Annotated in this window: 15 protein-coding genes; 6 read left to right on the top strand and 9 right to left on the bottom strand. The window is 70.0% G+C overall.

From position 1 onward, the window contains the following. Positions 1 to 182: 182 nt before the first annotated feature. The 3 genes from AC1DYD_RS11580 (at position 183) to AC1DYD_RS11570 (ending at position 5,822) form a co-directional block, all read left to right on the top strand. Entirely contained in the window at positions 183 to 3,848 is a 3,666-nt protein-coding gene (locus tag AC1DYD_RS11580) for a hybrid sensor histidine kinase/response regulator (RefSeq protein WP_478172957.1), read from the top strand. Further along, positions 3,845 to 4,861, top strand: coding sequence for a response regulator (locus AC1DYD_RS11575; protein WP_478172882.1), 1,017 nt, complete (start codon positions 3,845 to 3,847; stop codon positions 4,859 to 4,861). The genes AC1DYD_RS11580 and AC1DYD_RS11575 overlap by 4 nt, the downstream gene beginning before the upstream one ends. A 295-nt stretch (positions 4,862 to 5,156) precedes the next feature. Beyond that, the gene (locus AC1DYD_RS11570) at positions 5,157 to 5,822 is read left to right on the top strand and encodes a hypothetical protein (protein ID WP_478172881.1); all 666 of its coding nucleotides are present in this window, start codon (positions 5,157 to 5,159) and stop codon (positions 5,820 to 5,822) included. Between the two features lie 6 nt (positions 5,823 to 5,828). Here AC1DYD_RS11570 and AC1DYD_RS11565 read toward each other — a convergent pair whose 3' ends face one another. The 3 genes from AC1DYD_RS11565 to AC1DYD_RS11555 form a co-directional block, all read right to left on the bottom strand. Further along, complete coding sequence (locus tag AC1DYD_RS11565) at positions 5,829 to 6,179, bottom strand: alpha/beta hydrolase (protein ID WP_478172880.1); 351 nt, start codon at positions 6,177 to 6,179, stop codon at positions 5,829 to 5,831. A gap of 372 nt (positions 6,180 to 6,551) precedes the next feature. After that, the gene (recJ, locus tag AC1DYD_RS11560; RefSeq protein ID WP_478172879.1) at positions 6,552 to 8,261 is read right to left on the bottom strand and encodes a single-stranded-DNA-specific exonuclease RecJ; all 1,710 of its coding nucleotides are present in this window, start codon (positions 8,259 to 8,261) and stop codon (positions 6,552 to 6,554) included. A gap of 2 nt (positions 8,262 to 8,263) precedes the next feature. Next, entirely contained in the window at positions 8,264 to 9,232 is a 969-nt protein-coding gene (locus AC1DYD_RS11555; RefSeq protein WP_478172878.1) for a hypothetical protein, read from the bottom strand. Between the two features lie 124 nt (positions 9,233 to 9,356). Here AC1DYD_RS11555 and AC1DYD_RS11550 point away from each other — a divergent pair, with 124 nt between their 5' ends. Together AC1DYD_RS11550 and lolD are read left to right on the top strand one after the other, a co-directional pair. Beyond that, entirely contained in the window at positions 9,357 to 10,613 is a 1,257-nt protein-coding gene (locus AC1DYD_RS11550; protein ID WP_478172877.1) for a lipoprotein-releasing ABC transporter permease subunit, read from the top strand. Beyond that, positions 10,606 to 11,283 carry a lipoprotein-releasing ABC transporter ATP-binding protein LolD gene (gene lolD, locus AC1DYD_RS11545; RefSeq protein WP_478172876.1) on the top strand — a complete coding sequence of 226 codons (678 nt, stop codon included), beginning with the start codon at positions 10,606 to 10,608 and terminating at the stop codon, positions 11,281 to 11,283. Before AC1DYD_RS11550 ends, lolD begins: the two co-directional genes overlap by 8 nt. Before the next feature lie 87 nt (positions 11,284 to 11,370). On the opposite strand, the gene AC1DYD_RS11540 is transcribed toward lolD, so the two are convergent. Continuing rightward, positions 11,371 to 12,132 carry a dioxygenase family protein gene (locus tag AC1DYD_RS11540; RefSeq protein ID WP_478172875.1) on the bottom strand — a complete coding sequence of 254 codons (762 nt, stop codon included), beginning with the start codon at positions 12,130 to 12,132 and terminating at the stop codon, positions 11,371 to 11,373. 29 nt (positions 12,133 to 12,161) lie between these two features. Then, on the bottom strand, positions 12,162 to 12,602 hold the full coding sequence (locus AC1DYD_RS11535; RefSeq protein WP_478172874.1) for a carboxymuconolactone decarboxylase family protein: 441 nt from the start codon (positions 12,600 to 12,602) through the stop codon (positions 12,162 to 12,164). 94 nt (positions 12,603 to 12,696) lie between these two features. Between AC1DYD_RS11535 and pdxR the strand changes: the two genes are divergently transcribed. Next, entirely contained in the window at positions 12,697 to 14,130 is a 1,434-nt protein-coding gene (gene pdxR, locus AC1DYD_RS11530; RefSeq protein ID WP_478172873.1) for a MocR-like pyridoxine biosynthesis transcription factor PdxR, read from the top strand. A 75-nt stretch (positions 14,131 to 14,205) separates the two neighbouring features. Here pdxR and AC1DYD_RS11525 read toward each other — a convergent pair whose 3' ends face one another. The 4 genes from AC1DYD_RS11525 to AC1DYD_RS11510 are packed head-to-tail and all read right to left on the bottom strand — an operon-like array spanning position 14,206 to position 18,226. Continuing rightward, a complete protein-coding gene (locus AC1DYD_RS11525) occupies positions 14,206 to 15,246 on the bottom strand; it encodes a VWA domain-containing protein (protein ID WP_478172872.1) in 1,041 nt (346 codons plus the stop codon). Beyond that, the gene (locus AC1DYD_RS11520) at positions 15,243 to 16,235 is read right to left on the bottom strand and encodes a DUF58 domain-containing protein (RefSeq protein WP_478172871.1); all 993 of its coding nucleotides are present in this window, start codon (positions 16,233 to 16,235) and stop codon (positions 15,243 to 15,245) included. The genes AC1DYD_RS11525 and AC1DYD_RS11520 overlap by 4 nt, the downstream gene beginning before the upstream one ends. Further along, the gene (locus tag AC1DYD_RS11515) at positions 16,216 to 17,226 is read right to left on the bottom strand and encodes an AAA family ATPase (protein ID WP_478172870.1); all 1,011 of its coding nucleotides are present in this window, start codon (positions 17,224 to 17,226) and stop codon (positions 16,216 to 16,218) included. The genes AC1DYD_RS11520 and AC1DYD_RS11515 overlap by 20 nt, the downstream gene beginning before the upstream one ends. 22 nt (positions 17,227 to 17,248) lie before the next feature. Beyond that, positions 17,249 to 18,226, bottom strand: a complete 978-nt coding sequence (locus AC1DYD_RS11510) for a S1C family serine protease (RefSeq protein WP_478172869.1) — start codon at positions 18,224 to 18,226, stop codon at positions 17,249 to 17,251. Between the last annotated feature and the right edge of the window lie 35 nt (positions 18,227 to 18,261).

Genomic DNA, 18,261 nt, shown 5'->3' with positions numbered 1-18,261 from the left:
GGCAGTCGTGAACCTTTGCAACAGTCGTGCCTCGCGCGTTTAGCGGCCGGCCCGCGCAGCGAGGCCCGTTGGTGGAACACCGCGGAACCGGCTTTGCCGGGCCGCTGGTGTTGCCCCCGGCGAGGGGGTGGGCGGCTACACGAAGTGAGCCAACCTGGGGTGAGCACAGGTGGGCACGGAACCTGCACCGATCTGGTGTGGACACCACCGCCGTTCCCCCCGCTCCGAGCGACGAAGCGCCGCAGCGCATCGTCAAGGTCCGGCGCGACTACAACAGCTGGGTCGCCCGCGAGACGCTGGAGGACTACGCGCTGCGCTACACGCCGCAGCGCTTCCGCCGGATGTCCGAGTGGCGGGTGGCGAGCACCGCCTTCGGCGGCGCCGCCTCCTTCCTGATCCTGGAGGCGGTCGGCGCCACGCTGCTGGTGCAGTACGGCTTCGTCAATGCCTTCTGGGCGATCCTGGTCACCGGGCTGATCATCTTCCTGGCCGGCCTGCCGATCAGCGTCTATGCGGCGCGCTATGGCGTCGACATGGACCTGCTCACGCGCGGCGCCGGCTTCGGCTACATCGGCTCGACCCTGACCTCGCTGATCTACGCCTCCTTCACCTTCATCTTCTTCGCCCTCGAGGCCGCGGTGATGGCCTATGCGCTCGAACTGGCGCTGGGCGTCCCGCCGGTCTGGGGCTACCTGGTCTGCGCGCTGGTGGTGATCCCGCTGGTCACGCACGGCATCTCGGCCATCAGCCGGCTGCAAGTGTGGACCCAGCCGATCTGGCTGCTGATGCTGGTGGTGCCCTTCGGTTACGTGCTGGCGCGCGATCCTGGTGCGTTCTCTGGCGTGACGCACTACATCGGTGTCAGATCGAAGGCGGATGGTTTCGATCTGCACCTCTTCGGTGCTGCGCTGACGGTCGGCATCGCCCTGATCACGCAGATGGGCGAGCAGGCCGACTACCTGCGCTTCATGCCGGCGCGCACGGTCGCCAACCGCGGCCGCTGGTGGGCCGGCGTGCTGGCGGGCGGACCCGGCTGGGTGGTGCTCGGCGTGCTCAAGATGCTCGGCGGCGCCTTGCTGGCCTACCTCGCGATCAGCCACATGGTGCCGCCGGAGCGCGCGGTCGACCCGAACCAGATGTACCTGGCGGCCTACGAGTACGTGTTCCCGAACTTCGGCTGGGCCGTGGCGGCGACCGCGATCTTCGTCGTCATCTCGCAGCTCAAGATCAACGTCACCAACGCCTATGCCGGGTCGCTGGCCTGGAGCAACTTCTTCTCGCGCGTCACGCACAGCCACCCGGGCCGCGTGGTGTGGGTGGTCTTCAATGCGCTGATCGCCTTCATGCTGATGGAGATGAACGTGTTCGAGGCGCTGGGCGACGTGCTCGGCCTCTACGCCAACATCGCGATCGCCTGGATGATGGCGGTGGTGGCCGACCTGGTCATCAACAAGCCGCTGGGGCTGTCGCCGCCGGGCATCGAGTTCAAGCGCGCGCACCTGTGGGACATCAACCCGGTCGGCGTCGGCGCGATGGCGCTGGCCTCGGGGCTGTCGATCACCGCGCACCTGGGCGTGTTCGGACCGCTGGCGCAGGCCTTCTCGGCGCTGATCGCGCTCGGCACCGCCTTTGTCACGGCGCCGCTGATCGCCTGGGCCACGCGCAGCAAGTACTACATCGCGCGGGTCTCGGACGAGGATGGCGCCGCGCCCTTCGCGCCGTCGACGCGCCGCTCGGCGATTCGCTGGGCGCGGGTCGAGTCCGGCGCCGGCAGCTATCGCCGGACTCTGAGCCCCCACGCTCCGCACTGCGTGTCGTCGCTGCCCCCCGAGGGGGGGGCGCAGTCCGCCTTGGGGCGGCCCGGCGGCGGACCCTCCACCCAGTTCTGCGTGATCTGCGAGCGCGAATACGAAGGCCCGGACATGGCGCATTGCCCGGCCTACCAGGGCGCGATCTGCTCGCTCTGCTGCACGCTGGACGCGCGCTGCGGCGATCTCTGCAAGCCGCAGGCGAGCCTGTCGGCGCAATGGTCGGGTGCGCTGCGCTGGCTGCTGCCGCGCCGCGTCTGGCCCTACCTCGACACCGGGCTCGGCCATTTCCTGCTGCTGATGCTGATCGTCGTACCCTTGCTGGCCGGCGTCTTCGGCGTGCTCTACCAGCAGGAGCTGCGCGCGCTCGGCGACGCGGCGATGGGCGAGCTCGCGATGCCCGGCATGCAGCCGGCGTCGCTGCGCTCGGGCTTCCTCAAGGCCTACATGGCGCTGCTCGTGATCGCCGGCATCGTCGCCTGGTGGCTGGTGCTGGCGCACCAGAGCCGCAAGGTGGCGCAAGAGGAGTCGAACCGCCAGACCCACCTGCTGGTGCGCGAGATCGAGCTGCACCGCAAGACCGACCGGGCACTGCAGGCGGCCAAGCAGAGCGCCGACCAGGCGCGCAGCATCGCCGAGGAAGCCAAGCGCGCGGCCGACCAGGCCAACCAGGCCAAGAGCCGCTACATCAGCGCCATCAGCCACGAGCTGCGCACGCCGCTCAACAGCATCCTGGGCTATGCGCAGTTGATGGGCGAGGACGCCGCCGTGCCGCCGCATCGCCGGCAGGCGGTGGCGGTGATCAGGCGCGGCGGCGAGCACCTGCTGTCGCTGATCGAGGGCACGCTGGACATCGCCCACATCGAGGCCGGCAAGCTCACGCTCAGTGCCCGGCCGATGGCGTTCGCGGACCTGATGAGCGAGCTGGCCGACATGTTCGAGCTCGAGGCCGCCGAGAAGGGCCTGGCCTTCCGCTTCGAGCCCAGCGGCACGCTGCCCGAGCTGGTCCGGGCCGATGAGAAGCGCGTGCGGCAGATCCTCATCAACCTGCTCGGCAACGCGATCAAGTTCACTGCCGCCGGCCAGGTCACGCTGCGGCTGCGCTATGCGCGCGAGTTCGCTGCGATCGAGATCGAGGACACCGGGCCGGGCATGTCGGCGGAAGAACTCGGCCGCATCTTCGAGCCTTTCGCGCGCGGCGCCACGGCCGGGCCGGCAGCGCCCGGAGCCGGCCTCGGGCTGACGATCGCCAAGATGCTGATCGACCTGATGGGCGGCGAGATGCGCGTGCAGAGCACGCCCGGCGTCGGCTCGGTGTTCAGCGTGAGGCTGTTCCTGCCGCACGTGCACGAGCTGCCCGCCGGTATCGGACGCCGCTTGCCGGCACCGGCGGCACGGCCGAGGCGCGGCTACGAAGGCCGGCGCCGTCGCTTGCTGGTGGTCGACAACGAGGAGGCCGATCGAGAGCTCTTGGTACAGGTGCTCGCGCCGCTGGGCTTCGAGCTGCGCACCGCCGCCAGCGGCCACGATGCGCTGGACCTGGTCGCGGCCGGCTGGCACCCCGATGCGATGTTCGTCGACCTCGCGATGCCGGGCATCGACGGCTGGGAGACCATCCGCCGGTCGCGCGCGCTCGGGCTGGCCGACGCCGCGGTGGCGATCGTCTCGGCCAACGCCTTCGACAAGCGCCTGGACAACGACGTCGGCATCACGCCCGATGATTTCTTCGTCAAGCCGGTGCGTCACAGCGAACTGCTCGACTGGCTCGAGCGCCGCCTCGGCATCCGCTGGACCGAGAGCCCGGCCGCACCGCCCGCCGCCGAGCAGGCCGCGGTGGTGCTGCCCTCGACCGCACGACTGCGTGCGCTCGAGGAAGCGGTCGGCCTGGGTTATTTTCGGGGCATCATGAATCAGCTCGACGATATCGACGCGGCCCAGCCCGAGTGCGCCGCCTGGACCGCCGCCCAGCGCGCCCTGGCGCGACAGTTCCAGTTCGAGGCGATGAGCCGGGCCCTCGGCGCGGCGGTGGGCGCCCCATGAGCGGCGCGAACAAGCCATCGATGCTGGTCCAAACGCTGCGCGGCAGCGGCGGCAACAGCGACCTCGTCCTGATCGTCGACGACGTGCCCGACAACCTCGCGGTGCTGCACGATGCGCTCGACGAGTCGGGCTACACCGTGCTGGTCGCCACCAGCGGCGAGCAGGCGCTGCAGCGCGCGGCCCAGGCGCGGCCCGACATCGTGCTGCTCGACGCGATGATGCCGGGCATCGACGGCTTCGAGGTGGCGCGCCGGCTCAAGGCCGATGCCGCGACCGCCCACATCCCGATCGTCTTCATGACCGGGCTGACCGAGACCGAGCACCTGGTCGCCGCGCTGGAGGCCGGCGGCGTCGACTACGTGACCAAGCCGATCAAGCCCAAGGAGGTGCTGGCGCGCATGAACGTTCATCTGCAGGGGGCGCGGCGCGCCCGGCAGGAAGCGCAGCAGGCCGGCCAGGCGCGCAATGCGCTCGATGCCTTCGGCTACGCCAGCATCACGGTGCGGATGCCCGAGGGCAAGCTGATCTGGCAGACCGCGCTGGCGCGCGACATGCTGCTGCGTTATTGCGGCACCAGTGCGCCGGTGACGCCGCCCGCGGTGCTCGAATGGCTGCGGCGGCACCTGCCCGATGCGCAGCAGCGGCAGATCGAGCCGCCGGCGCTGTCGGTTGCGCAGGGTGCGACCAGCCTCAGCCTGCGCCTGCACCAGCAGACCGGCCACGACGACGAGGGCGACGACTGGCTGATCATCATGCGCGAGGTGTCGGACACCGCCGTGATCGAGGCCATGAGCCTGAGCCTCAAGCTGACGGCGCGCGAAGCCGAGGTGCTGTACTGGGTGGTCAAGGGCAAGACCAACAAGGACATCGGCGAGATCCTCGGCAGCAGCCCCGCGACCGCCAAGAAGCACCTGGAACGGGTCTATGTCAAGCTGGGCGTCGAGACCCGCACGGCCGCCGCCGGCGTGGCAATGAAACGCATTCGCGAGCTGCAGCCGCAATTCGAGATGTAGGGCCTGTTCACGCTATTTCCGGGGTCGCGTTGTCGAGCCAAGGGGCTGGATGCAAGGCGCACGTGCGCAGCAAGGCTTTCGCCTTGCAAGCGCGGGCAACGCCGCAGACGGCCCCTTGGCTCGGCAACCCGAAGGGAAGGCATGCCAGGATGAGCCACTCGGCGTTGCGCTCCTCGCATGTGCCAACGCACATGCCGCGTCGCGCGTCTTGATTGGCCCATCCTGGCATGCCTTCGCGACCCCGGAAATAGCGTGAACAGGCCCTTGTCACGGGCGGCTCCTAGAATGCGCGGCCATGGCCCGACGTATTCTTCCCCTGCTCCTTTGCGTCCTCGCGATGCAGGTCCAAGCCGCCGGCCATTTCGACATCGACGACGCCGGCACGCTCGACCCGGGCCAGTGCCAGTACGAGGTCTGGGGCGGGCGCTTCGGCACCGAGCCTGTCACCGACTACCACTTCGGGCCCGCCTGCCGGGTCGGACCGGTCGAGCTCGGTTTCAACATCGACCGTGCGTCGGTGCCCGGCGACAAGGCCTACGGCGCGGGGCCGCAGCTCAAGTGGACCTTCATGGGAGAGCAGGAGGATTCGCGACTGAGCGCGGCATTGTTCTTCAGCGCGGTGTGGGATGCCACGCACGGCGGTCGTGCCGGCGGCCAGTTCGTGGTGCCCGTGACCTGGCATCCGCTCGACAGCCTGTATGTCAACTTCAATCTCGGCTACGACTGGACGCCCGGCAGCGGCGAGCGAACCGGGCGTGGCGGACTGCAGGGTGCATGGGCCTTCAACGACAAGCTGTGGCTGGTCTTCGAGCGCTTTCGCGCCTTCGATGTCTGGACTTCGCGCGCCGGCGTGCGCTTCAATCTGACGCCGACGATCAGCGTCGACCTGAGCGCCGCGCGCAGCGGCCCGGACGGTGTCCGGGGCTACGCGATCGGGCTCAACCAGGTCTTCTCGCGCTGATCCGCCTTACAGCGCAGCCTGGCGCGTGAACGAGACCTTCGGCTTGCTGTAGGCGCTCGGCACCTGGTCGCGGTAGAACGCGCGGCGGTCGAGGCTGGCAAACGGGTCGTGCGCCTTGGCGACCGCTTCGGCATGCACGGCCGAGCGGCTGGCGGTGGAGGTGAAAGGCTGCGCGCCGGCGCTGGCGCCTTCGCCATAGGCGTTGCCTGCACGCGCGGCGACCACGGCCTGGCCGGCGACTTCGGTGCGGCTGGCGGATGAGGTCAGCGAGTGCACGCCGTCATAGGTTTCGGCGTGGGCGCCGGCAGCGGCGAGCAGGGACAGTGCAGCGGCGGCGATGACTTTCGAGGCATTCATTTCGGTTCCTTCACGAGGGTTTGTCGGTGAGAGGAAGTTTGGTGCCAAAGCCCTTCGCACAACCGCCGCAAAAGGAACCGCGGCGTTAACGGCCTGGAAACAATCCAGGGCGTGTTCCCACTATTTCCAGGGATCGCGTTGCCCGGCCAAGGGGCTGGATGCAAGGCGCCCGCGCGCAGCAAGGCTGACGCCTTGCAAGCGCGGGCAACGCCGCAGACGGCCCCTTGGTCGGGCAACCCGAAGGGAAGGCATGCCAAGGCGTGCCACTCCGCGTTGCACTCCTTGCATGTGYCAACGCACATGCGGCGTCACGCGCCTTGATTGGCCCGCCTTGGCATGCCTTCGCGACCCTGGAAATAGTGGGAACACGCCCTAGATCTCGGCGCCTTCGACCAGGAACCTGACACGCCGCACGCCCTGCCATTCGTCGGCATCGAGCCGCCAGGCCAGCACCACGCGGGTCGGCAGCGGCTCGGTGTGGCCGAACCAGATGCCGTCCACCGGCTTGCCGCGGTGCTTGAGCTTGAGCGCCAGGTGCTTCTCGCCGACCAGGCGCTGCGAGACCACCTCGACCTCCTCGCTGAAGGTCGGCGGCGCGAAGCCCTGGCCCCAGACCTCGCGGTGCAGCGTGTCGACCATGTCGACGCGCAGGTATTCGGGCGCCAGCGGCCCGTCGGTGTCGAGCCGGCGCGTCAGCGTGGCGGCGTCGAGCCACTCCTGCGCGACCTGCGCCAGCGCCTGCTCGAAGATCGGGAACTGCTCGCGCGCCACGGTGCAGCCGGCCGCCATGGCATGGCCGCCGAAGCGCAGCAGCACGTCGGGATGGCGCTTGGCCACCAGGTCGAGTGCATCGCGCAAGTGGAAGCCGGGGATCGAGCGGCCGGAGCCCTTCAGTTCGTGCGCCTTGCCGTCGGCGCCGCTGGCCGCGAAGACGAAGGTCGGCCGGTGGAAGCGGTCCTTGATCCGCGAGGCCACGATGCCGACCACGCCTTCGTGGAAGTCGGCGCCGAAGACGCTGATCGCCGCCGGCGGTGCCTGGCTGTCGTCGAACAGCGTCTCGGCCAGCGCCAGCGCCTTGTCGCGCATGCCGCCCTCGATGTCGCGCCGCTCGCGGTTGATGCCGTCGAGCATGCGCGCGAGTTCGTCGGCGCGGCCGGCGTCGTCGGTCAGCAGGCACTCGATGCCGAGTGTCATGTCGGCCAGGCGGCCGGCGGCGTTGATGCGGGGCCCGAGCGCGAAGCCGAAATCGAAGGTGGTGGCCGCGGCCGCATTGCGGCCCGCGGCCTTGAACAGCGCGGCGATGCCGGCTTGCATGACGCCGGCGCGGATGCGGCGCAGGCCCTGCGCCACCAGGCGCCGGTTGTTGGCATCGAGCCGGACCACGTCGGCGACGGTGCCGAGCGCGACCAGCGGCAGCAGTGCATCGAGCTTGGGCTGATTGCCGAGGTCGAACACGCCGCGCGCGCGCAGCTCGCTGCGCAACGCCAGCAGCACGTAGAACATCACGCCGACGCCGGCGATGCTCTTGCTGTCGAATTCGCAGCCGGGCTGGTTCGGATTCACCAGCACGTCGGCAGCGGGCAGCACCGGGCCCGGCAGGTGGTGGTCGGTCACCAGCACCGCCAGGCCGCGCGCCTTGGCGGCGGCCACGCCGTCGACGCTCGCGACGCCGTTGTCGACCGTGATCAGCAGGTCGGCACCGCTCGCCGCCACGCGCTCGGCGATCGGCGGCGTCAGGCCGTAGCCATCGACCACGCGGTCGGGTACCAGGTAGGCGACATGGCGCGCGCCCAGCAGTCGCAGGCCGCGCACCGCCACGGCACAGGCGGTGGCACCGTCGCAGTCGTAGTCGGCGACGATGCACAGGCGCTTGTCGTCGCGAATGGCATCGGCCAGCAGCACGGCGGACTCGCGGGTGCCGCGCAGCGTGTTCGGCGGCAGCAGCAGCGCCAGGCCGTCGTCGAGTTCTTCTTTGGCGCGCACGCCGCGCGCGGCGTAGAGCCGCGCCAGCAGCGGATGCACGCCGGCTTGCTCGAGCGCCCAGGCGCTGCGCGGCGGGATGTCCCTGGCCTGGATCTTCATCGTCACAGCGCCTCGAGGAAGGAGGCTGCCGAAGGGCGGCCGAACAGCCCCTTGGCCCAGTCCGCGAAGCCGCGCGGCTGCAGCGCGAAGCGCTGGGCGCTGCGGTCGCCGCAGAGCGTCAGCGTGACGGCTTCGCCGCGAGCGCTGGCCGCCAGCAAATCGGCCACCGGGCCGGCATCGAGCGCTTGCCAGGCCGAGGCCCAGGCGGCGCCGTCATCGCGCAGGGCGGGGAGGCGCAGCGCATCGGCCACAGTGGGGGCGCTGGCCTTCGGGGCGAATGCGGCGGGCAGGTTGCCGGTGCCGCTGAGCCAGAAGGAATTGATCGGCGGCACGCCGCGCGCGGTGCGGGCGTCGTTCACGCGCTCGGTATAGAGCAGCATCTGCATCTCGTTCTGCAGGCGGCGCAGCGGGCGTCCAGCGTCGGACAGCGGCGACCATTGCGAGATCGGGAAGCCGACCGCACGGTCGATCGACGCCGTCGCCAGGCCGTCGAAGATCGGGCCCTGGGCCAGCCAGCGGCCCGGCGTCGCCGAGGCATGCAGCGCGATGCCGTCCTCCTCGAAGAAGGGGCGCGCCGCGGCCATCAGCGCTTCGGATTCGGCCGGATCGATCTCGATCGCGGCCGGGTCGCCCAGCATCACGTCGTCGATGCCGACCTGCCAATGGCACAGCGTGGCGATGCCCCAGGCCTGGCCGCCGTCGGTCGGGCCCAGGCCGGCCTGCCTGGCTTCCAGTGCGGCCCAGGGAATGCAGCCGTCGGCGGCCGCGATGCCCAGGGCCTCGGCCAGCGCACGCTCGTGCGGCGGCGAACGGCTGCTGTCGTCCTGCGAATCCTCGTGCACCCGCGTGAGCCGCGCCAGCAGGGCTTCGAGCTTCGGCAGCCGCAGCCCGGCCAGTGCCTCGCGGCAGGCCGGGGAGCTGCGGCCGGCGAAGGGAATGAGCAGGTGGCGGGCGTGGGGCGGTACGGACATGGGGCCTATTGTCCGGGATGCCACAATCAAACAGATGAACTGCCCCCACGCTCCGCACTTCGTGTCATCGCTGCCCCCCGAGGGGGTGCCGGCCTCCCTTGGGGCGGCCCGGCGGGAGGCCTGAATGCGACTCCCCTACGAACTGCAACTCGGCTGGCGTTACACCCGAGCCGGCCGGGCCACGCGGCGCAACGGCTTCATCTCCTTCATCTCCGGCGTCTCGATGTTCGGCATCGCGCTCGGCGTGGCGGCGCTGATCATCGTGCTGAGCGTGATGAACGGCTTCCAGAAGGAAGTCACCGACCGCATGCTCGGCGTGATCTCGCACATCGAGATCTTTTCGCGCGATGGCCAGGCGCTGGCCGACATCGACGCCATCATGGAGGACGCCCGCAAGAACCCCGAGGTGATCGGCGTCGCGCCCTTCGTCGCGGCGCAGGCGCTGCTGGCGCGCGGCGAGGACATGAAGGGCGCGCTGATCCGCGGCATCGACCCGAAGCTCGAGCCGCAGGTCACCGACATCTCGACCACCGCCCAGCAGGGCGCGCTCGACAAGCTGGTGCCGGGCGAGTTCGGCATCGTGCTGGGCATCGAGCTGGCACGCTCGATGTTCGTGCGGGTCGGCGACCAGGTGACGCTGGTGGCCCCCGGCGGCCAGGTCACGCCGGCCGGCGTGATGCCGCGCTTCAAGCCCTTCACGGTGGTCGGCACCTTCGATTCGGGCCACTACGAATACGATTCGGCGCTGGCGATGATCCATGCCGAGGACGCCGCCCGCGTGTTCCGCCTCGAGGGCCCGACCGGCGTGCGGCTCAAGCTCAAGGACCTGCACCAGGCGCGCGAGGTGGCCGACCAGCTGGCGGCCACGCTGCCGGGCCAGTTCCTGATCCGCGACTGGACCCGCGCCAACAAGACCTGGTTCGCGGCGGTGCAGGTCGAGAAACGCATGATGTTCATCATCCTCACGCTGATCGTGGCGGTGGCGGCCTTCAACCTGGTCTCGACCCTGGTGATGACCGTGACCGACAAGCGTGCCGACATCGCGATCCTGCGCACGCTCGGCTCGAGTCCGAAAAGCATCATGGGCATCTTCGTGGTGCAGGGGGCCATGGTCGGCGTCATCGGCACCCTGGGTGGCCTGCTGCTGGGACTGGGCATCGCTTACAACATCGACGTCATCGTGCCGGCGCTCGAGCGGCTGTTCCATGCCAGCTTCCTGCCCAAGGACATCTACCTGATCAGCAAGATGCCGAGTGATCCGCAGCGCGGCGACATCCTGCCGATCACCCTCATCTCGCTGGTGCTGGCCTTCGTGGCCACGCTCTACCCGAGCTGGCGCGCCAGCCGCGTCAACCCGGCGGAGGCGCTGCGCTATGAGTGAGGTGGTGTTGAAGGTAAGAGGCCTGACCAAGCGCTTCCATGAAGGCCGCATCGACCTCACGGTGCTGCACGGCGTCGACCTCGACGTGCATGCCGGCGAGACGCTGGCCATCGTCGGCGCCTCGGGCTCCGGCAAGAGCACGCTGCTGCACCTGATGGGCGGCCTCGATGCGCCGACCGCGGGCAGCGTCGAGCTGCACGGCGAGAACATCGCCCATGTCGACGCCGCCGAGCAGGGCCGGCTGCGCAATCGGCACCTCGGCTTCGTCTACCAGTTTCATCATTTGCTGCCGGAGTTCAGCGCGCTCGACAACGTTGCGATGCCGCTCAAGATCCGGCGCACGCCGCCGGCCCAGGCCGGCGCGGCGGCGGTCGCAATGTTGAGTGCCGTGGGCCTCGGCGAACGGGTGCAGCACCGGCCGGCGGAACTGTCGGGCGGCGAGCGCCAGCGCGTGGCGATCGCGCGCGCTTTGGTGACCCAGCCCGATTGCGTGCTGGCCGACGAGCCCACCGGCAACCTCGATCGCGCGACCGCCGACGGCGTCTTCGCGCTGATGCTGCAGTTGGCGCGCGATCAGGGCACGGCCTTCGTGATGGTGACGCACGACGAAAGCCTGGCGGCGCGCTGCGATCGCGTGCTGAGGCTCACCGCCGGGCGGCTGGCGGATTGACGCTCAGGCCGGTGCCGGGCCGCCCCAAGCCGGCCTGCGGCCCCCTCGGGAGGCAGCGACCACACGAAGTGAGGGAGCGTGGGGGCCTCAGGCCCTGACCACGATCGGGAAGCTGGCCTTCCAGCCGTCCGAGGCGCGCTCGAAGGGCACGGTGAGCGCGGCCCGTGCCTCCTGCGGCAGGCTGCGCCAGAGGCCGTCGCGCGCGTTGCCCGGCGCACCTTCCACATAGAGCTGGGTGGTCAGCAGTTCGCGGCGGTCCAGCTTGACCTTGACGTGGATGTGCGGCGTGCGGCCGGTGTAGGGCACCGGCCGGATGGTGCGAAAGCGGTAGCGGCCATCGGCATCCACCGTCACCCTGCCGAAGCCCTGGAAGGCGCGGTCGGCGCGGTCGCCGTCGCCCGGGTGGTGGTAGTGGCCGGCCTCGTCGCATTGCCAGATTTCGACCTGCGCGCCGCGCAGCGGCCGGCCGTCGAGGTCGGTGACCGTGCCGTCGACCCAGGCCGGCTGGGTGGCGGCGTAGCTCAGTGTGCCGTTGCGCAGCAGGTCGCCGTCGGAGTCGGCCGGCAGGGCCACGGGGTAGAACGGCCCTTCGGTCTGCGACGGTGTCGGGCGCCGAGGGGCGGCGGGCTGCGCGCGCGCGCCCACCCAGAATGCCGGCAGCGCAATCGCTGCCGCAGCGATCGTGCGCCGGGGCAGGCCGCGGGGGAGGGGCGAGGGGGTCATCGGCTCTTCGAGTCCGCGTGCGCGAGCGAGTTCCATGAAGGCCGCGGCAGCCGCTCGACCATCACCACCGCCAGGGCACCCTGCGGCGACCAGCGTCACGATGTGGAAGTGGTCGAGCGCGGCCATCAAGGTGGCCTCCTGCGTCAGTTGCTGGCTCAGACCGAGAGGGTCTTCCGGAACCCGATCGACAACCGGTTCCAGCTGTTGATCACGCCGATCGCGAGCGTCAGGTTCACCCGCTCGCTTTCGCTGAACTCGGCGCTCAGGGCCTCGTAGTCGGCGTCCGGCGCCCGGCTCTCGGCCACCTGCGTGATGGCCTCGGTCCAGGCCAGCGCCGCGCGTTCGCGCGGCGTGAAGAAGGGCGTTTCGCGCCAAACCGGCACTGCATAGAGCCGGCGCTCGGTCTCGCCCTTCTTGCGCAGGTCGCTGGCATGCAGGTCGACGCAGAAGGCGCAGCCGTTGATCTGCGAGGCGCGCAGCTTGACGAGGTCGAGCAGGGTCGGCTCGAGGCCCAGCTTGCCGACCGCCACCTCGAGTGCGATCAGTGCCTTCATGGCGTCGGGGGAGGCCTTGTAGAAATCGAGTCTTTGTTCCATGGTGGTGCTCCGTGGGTTGGCGATGGCTCCATGCTAAAAAGCGCCGCCCACTTCCGTGGCGTCCAATCCGAGCCATTTGCAGGAGACCAATCGCATGGAACTGCACGTCGTCATCGACGGTGACAAGGACCTGACCGGACAGCTGGTCCGGCAACTGAGGGATGCGATCCGCGCCGGCCGGCTCGCTGCGGGCGAGAAGCTGCCGCCGTCGCGCCTGCTCGCGGAACAGCTCGGACTGTCGCGCAAGACGGTGGCCGAGGCCTATGCCCGACTGAGCTTCGACAAGCTGCTGGTCGGCCGCGTCGGCAGCGGCACCTACGTGGCGGAGGACCTGCGGCCGACCGGCGTCCCGGCCGCGAGCCCGGCCCTGGCGGGCCTGGCCACCGTCGAGCGCTGGCGCCGCATGGACACGCCGCTGCGCCACCCGGCCCCGGCCGGCCACTCGCGCTACGAGTACATCGGCGGCGCCCCGGCGCGCAGCCTGTTTCCGCACGCCGACTGGCGCCGCTGTGTGCTCCATGCGCTGCGTGAAGGTGCGCGCTCGCGAGGCCTTTATGGCCCGGCGGAGGGCCTGCCGGTGCTGCGCGACGCGATCGCGCGCCACGCCGCCTTCTCGCGCGGCGTGCGCTGCGGTGTCGACGACATCGTCGTCACCCAGGGCGCCCAGCAGGCACTCGACCTGGTGGCCCGCGTGCTGGTCGACCCGGGCTGCACCGTGGCGGTCGAGGAGCCGGGCTATCCACCGGCCCGGCAGCTGTTCGCAGCCCAGGGCGCCGAAGTGGTCGGCATCCCGGTCGATGGCGAGGGCATGCAGGCCGACCGGATCCCGGAAGGCACGCGCCTGGTCTACGTGACGCCGGCGCACCAGTTCCCGCTCGGCATGCCGATGAGTCCGCGCCGCCGCGAGGCGCTGCTGGCGCGCGCCCACGCGATCGGCGCCATCGTCATCGAGGACGACTACGACTGCGAGTTCCGCTACGAGGGCCGGCCCGCCGACTCGCTGCAGAACATGGACACGAAGGGTTGCGTGGCCTTCGTCGGCAGTTTCTCGAAGACGCTGTCGCCCGAGCTTCGGCTGGGCTACCTGATCGCGCCGCAGGCGATCCTCGAGGCGGTCGGCGTGGCCAAGCACCTGAGCGACTGGCACACCGCGACGCCGGCCCAGTGCGCGCTCGCCAAGTTCATCGCCGATGGCGACCTGCACAAGCACATCCGGCGCTGCCACGCGGTCTATGCCGAGCGGCGCGAACGCATCATGCGGCGCTTCGCAGGCGACCTCGCGCCCTGGTTCGAGCTGGTGCCGGCCACCGCCGGCATCCATCTGGCGGCCCTGTGCAGGCACCCGGTCGACATGGACATGCTGCTGCGCCTGGCACGGCGCGTCGATGTCGGCCTCTATCCGCTCGACCCGTTCTACGGCTTCACCGAGCCACGGCAGGGGTTGATGCTCGGCTTTGGCGTGATTGCCACCGAGGACATCGACCCGTCGCTGGACCGCGTCCGCGACATCCTGCTGCAGATGGGCTGAGGCGCAGACCGTCGGCGGCCCAGGACGTCGCCATCGCGCGGCTCAGCTGCACGACAACGCCCCGCACGGGCGGATTCAGAGAATGCGGTTGAACCAGAGCAGCGAAAGGCCGGCCGACAGCAGCGCGAGCGCCGCGGCGCCCATCGCGAAGAGGGCCGAGATCTCGGTCTCCTTCTTCTCGACCGTGAGCCGCGAACTCAGCGTGTTGTAGACCTTCTTGAGGTCGTTCGCGGTGCCCGCATAGAAGTACTCGGCCTGGGTCTTGTTGGCGATCGCCTTGAGTGTTTCCTCGTCGAGCCGCACCCGCATCGACCAGCCCTCGAAGCCGATGGTTTCGCCGTCCACCGTGCCGATGCCGACCGTGTAGACACGGACACCGTGGTCGGCCGCCACCTTGGCCGCATCGAGCGGATCGACGCCGGTGGTACGCTGGCCGTCGGTCAGCATGATGATCGCGGCCGAGGTGTAGGAGCCGGGCGCGACCGGCGTGAACTCCTTCGGCGGCGGCTTGCCGGCGCGCTCGATGGCGACGCCGGTCTGGCGGCTCTTGGGGGCGAAATCGGAGATGTCGATGCCGGCGTCCGGGAACAGCGTCGCCAGCGAGACCACGATCGCGTTGCCCGTGGCGGTCGCCCGCTGCAGCTGGAAGGAGTCGATCGCCGTGACCAGGTCTTCGCGGTTGGTGGTCGGCAGCTGCGCCACCTGCGCGCTCCCCGCGAAGGCGACGATGCCGACCTTGACGGTGCGTGGCAGCTCCTTCAGAAAGCTCTTGGCTGCCTCCTGCGCGGCGACCAGCCGGTTCGGCTGCACGTCGGCTGCGCGCATGCTGCCCGAGACGTCCATCGCGAGGATGATGGTCTGCTGGTTCGACGGCAGCACCACCACCGCCATCGGCCGCGCGGCAGCGATCAGCATCGCGGTCAGCGCCAGCAGGAACAGCAGCGGCGGGATGTGGCGCCGCACGCTCTGACCTGCGCTCATGGCCTCGCGCACGATCGACAGGCTGGCATAGCGCAGCGCCAGCTTTTTCTTGCGCCGGATGAGCCAGAGGTACAGCAGCACCAGCAGCGGCACCGCCAGCAGCAGCCAGAGGAATTGAGGCCAGAGGAAGTTCATGCGGCCACCGTACTGGAGTTCGATTGTCCACGACGCACGCGGCGCTTGCGCATGTCGGCGAAGCGCACGATGGCTTCGACCAGGTCGTCGGCGGTCGAGAGCTCGAGGGCATCGACGCCGATCTTCGCCAGTGACTCGCGCAGGTGGGCCTCCCGATCGGCGGCGATGCGCGCGAAGCGCTTGCGGAAGCCGGCGTCGTGAGTGTCGACCCAGAGCTGCTCGCCGGTCTCGGCATCGCGCAGCGGCACCAGGCCGAGGTCGGGCAGCTCGAGCTCGAGCGGATCGAACAGGCGCACCGCCACGACGTCGTGGCGCTGCACCAGGTGCGACATCRGTCGTTCCCAGCCAGGCTCGGAAACGAAGTCGGAGACCACGAACACGGTCGAGCGGCGCGGCATCAGCACCGCGGCGGATTGGAGCAGGTCGGCCAGCCGGGTCATGCCCTTCTGGTCGGGCGTGCGCTCGGCCGAGCGGCGCTCCATCGCGTGCAGCAGGTGCAGCACGTGGCGCCGGCCGGTGCGCGGCGGGATCACGGCTTCGATGTCGTTGCCGTAGACCATGGCGCCGACGCGATTGCCGTGTCGCGTCAGCAGGCGGGCGATGACGCCGACGAAGCCGGCCGAGATCTCGCGCTTGGCCTTGATGCCGGAGCCGAAGTCGACCGAGCGGCTCAGGTCGAGCACGAACCAGGCAGCCATCTCGCGGTCTTCGGTGAAGACGCGCACGTGCGGCGTCTGCAGCCGTGCCGTGACGTTCCAGTCGATGTGGCGCACGTCGTCATGGTGCTGGTATTCGCGCAGGTCGGCCAGGTCGAGGCCGGTGCCGCGCATCAGGGTGCGGTAGTCCCCCTGCAGCAGGCCGTCGAGCCGGCGGATCACGGTCCACTCGAGCCGGCGCAGCGCGCGCTCGACGCCGCTGGCCGCGGCGTCGGCGGCCGCGAGCTGCTCGTCGTTCGCGGCTTTCGCGCGCTTAGGCCACCAGCTTTTCATGCTCGAGCGGCTTGGCAGGCGCGGGCACGGCCCGCATGATGCGGTCGACCAGGCTGTCGGGCGTGAGGCCCTCGGACAGGCCCTCGTAGGACAGCGTGACCCGGTGGCGCAGCACGTCTGGCACCAGTGCGATCATGTCCTCGGGCAGCGCATAGCTGCGTCCGCGCAGCAGGGCCAGCGCGCGTGCGCCCTGGGTCAGGTTGATGCTGGCGCGCGGGCTGGCGCCGAAGGTGATGAAGCGCCGCATGTCCTTCAGGCCGTGCTTCTCGGGCGTGCGCGTGGCCGACACCAGCTTGACCGCGTACTGGATCAGCGAGGGGTCGACATAGACGCGCTGGGCCTCGGCCTGCAGGACGGCGAGCTGGTCGGTGGTGGCAACCGGCATGGCCTCGACCGGCGGGCCGATCACGCGCTCGACGATGACGAACTCGTCCTCGTCGCTCGGGTAGTCGACCAGCACCTTCATCATGAAGCGGTCGACCTGGGCCTCGGGCAGGGGATAGGTGCCTTCGGTCTCGATCGGGTTCTGCGTCGCCATCACGAGGAAGGGGCGCGGCACCTTGTGCGTCTCGCCGGCGATGGTCACCTGGCGCTCCTGCATCACCTCGAGCAGCGCACTCTGCACCTTGGCCGGCGCCCGGTTGATTTCGTCGGCCAGCAGCAGGTTGGCGAAGACCGGGCCGAGCGAGGTGCTGAAGTCGCCGGTCTTCTGGTTGTAGATGCGGGTCCCGACCAGGTCGGCCGGCACCAGGTCGGGCGTGAACTGGATCCGCTTGAACCGGCCGCGCACGGTGTCGGCCAGCGTCTTGACGGTGAGCGTCTTGGCCAGCCCCGGCACCCCTTCGACCAGCAGGTGGCCCCCGGCCAGCATCGCCACCATGACCCGTTCGAGAAATCGGTCCTGGCCGACCACCACGCGCTTCACCTGATAGAGGATCTGCTCCATCAGCTCGGCCGTGACCGGGGAGGGCGATTCGAACTCTGTGCTCATGGGGATTGCTTTCGTCGGTGGGTCAGAAGGGCGGCGAGCCGGCGGCGGAGGCGGCGTTCTCGATCGGCACGGCGAAGCCGATGCCGATGAAGGTGCGCTGCTGGGTCGGATTGAGGATGGCGGTCACGATGCCGAGCACCTCGCCGCTCATGTTGATCAGCGGGCCGCCCGAGTTGCCGGGATTGGCGGCCGCATCGAACTGGATCAGGTTGCCGAGCTCCTGCTTGCCCTCGGGCGAGCGGAAAGAGCGGTTGAGGCCGGACACCACGCCCGCCGACACCGAGGGACCGATGCCGAAGGGGAAGCCGACCGCCACCACTTCGTCGCCGGGCATCAGGTCGGCGGTCGAACGCATGGTGGCCGGGATCAGGTCGTCGGGCAGCTTCTGTGCCTGCAGCACGGCCAGGTCGTTCTCGGGCTGCAGGGCGGTGATGATGGCCGGCGCCTCGAGGCCGTCGGCGAAGGTGACCTTGATGGTCTCGGCGCCTGCGACCACGTGCAGATTGGTCAGGATCACGCCCTTGTCGACGATCACGACGCCGGTGCCGACGCCGCGTTCCACTTGCTTGCCGGCCACTTCGTCGGTGGCCTCGGGCGGCTTGCCCTTGGCCATGTTGCGGCCGCGCTTCTCGGTCTTGGCCTCGAGCGTGTTCTTTTCGGTGCCGTAACCCACCACGCGCACCACCGAGGGGCGGATGATCTCGGCGGCGCGGGCGGCGGCCGAGGGCAGGGCTTGCGTCTGCAGGGTGCGCAGGACCGCCGCGTCGATGTCCTTCTGAGTGAGCGCCTGCGTTCCTTGTCGCGGCCACATGTAGGCGCCGGTGGCGCCCATGCCGACGACCAGTGCCAGCAGCAGCCCGAAGCTGCGGCGGCCGGGCTGCCAGGCTGCCGCAGGAGGCCGGGCGGTGGCCTGGACCTCGGTGGCGTCGGTGGGCGTGCCGGGCTCGGCCGCATCCTGCGGCCCTCGGGGCGAGCGGCTGTAGAAAGCAGGCCTGCGCATCGGGCACCTCCGTGCAAAAGAGAGTCGCTGTAGGA

This window comes from Variovorax sp. P4_B11 (assembly GCF_056402355.1).
The sequence above is the reverse complement of the archived record's forward strand: the minus strand, read 5'-3'. Positions and strand labels throughout refer to the sequence as shown.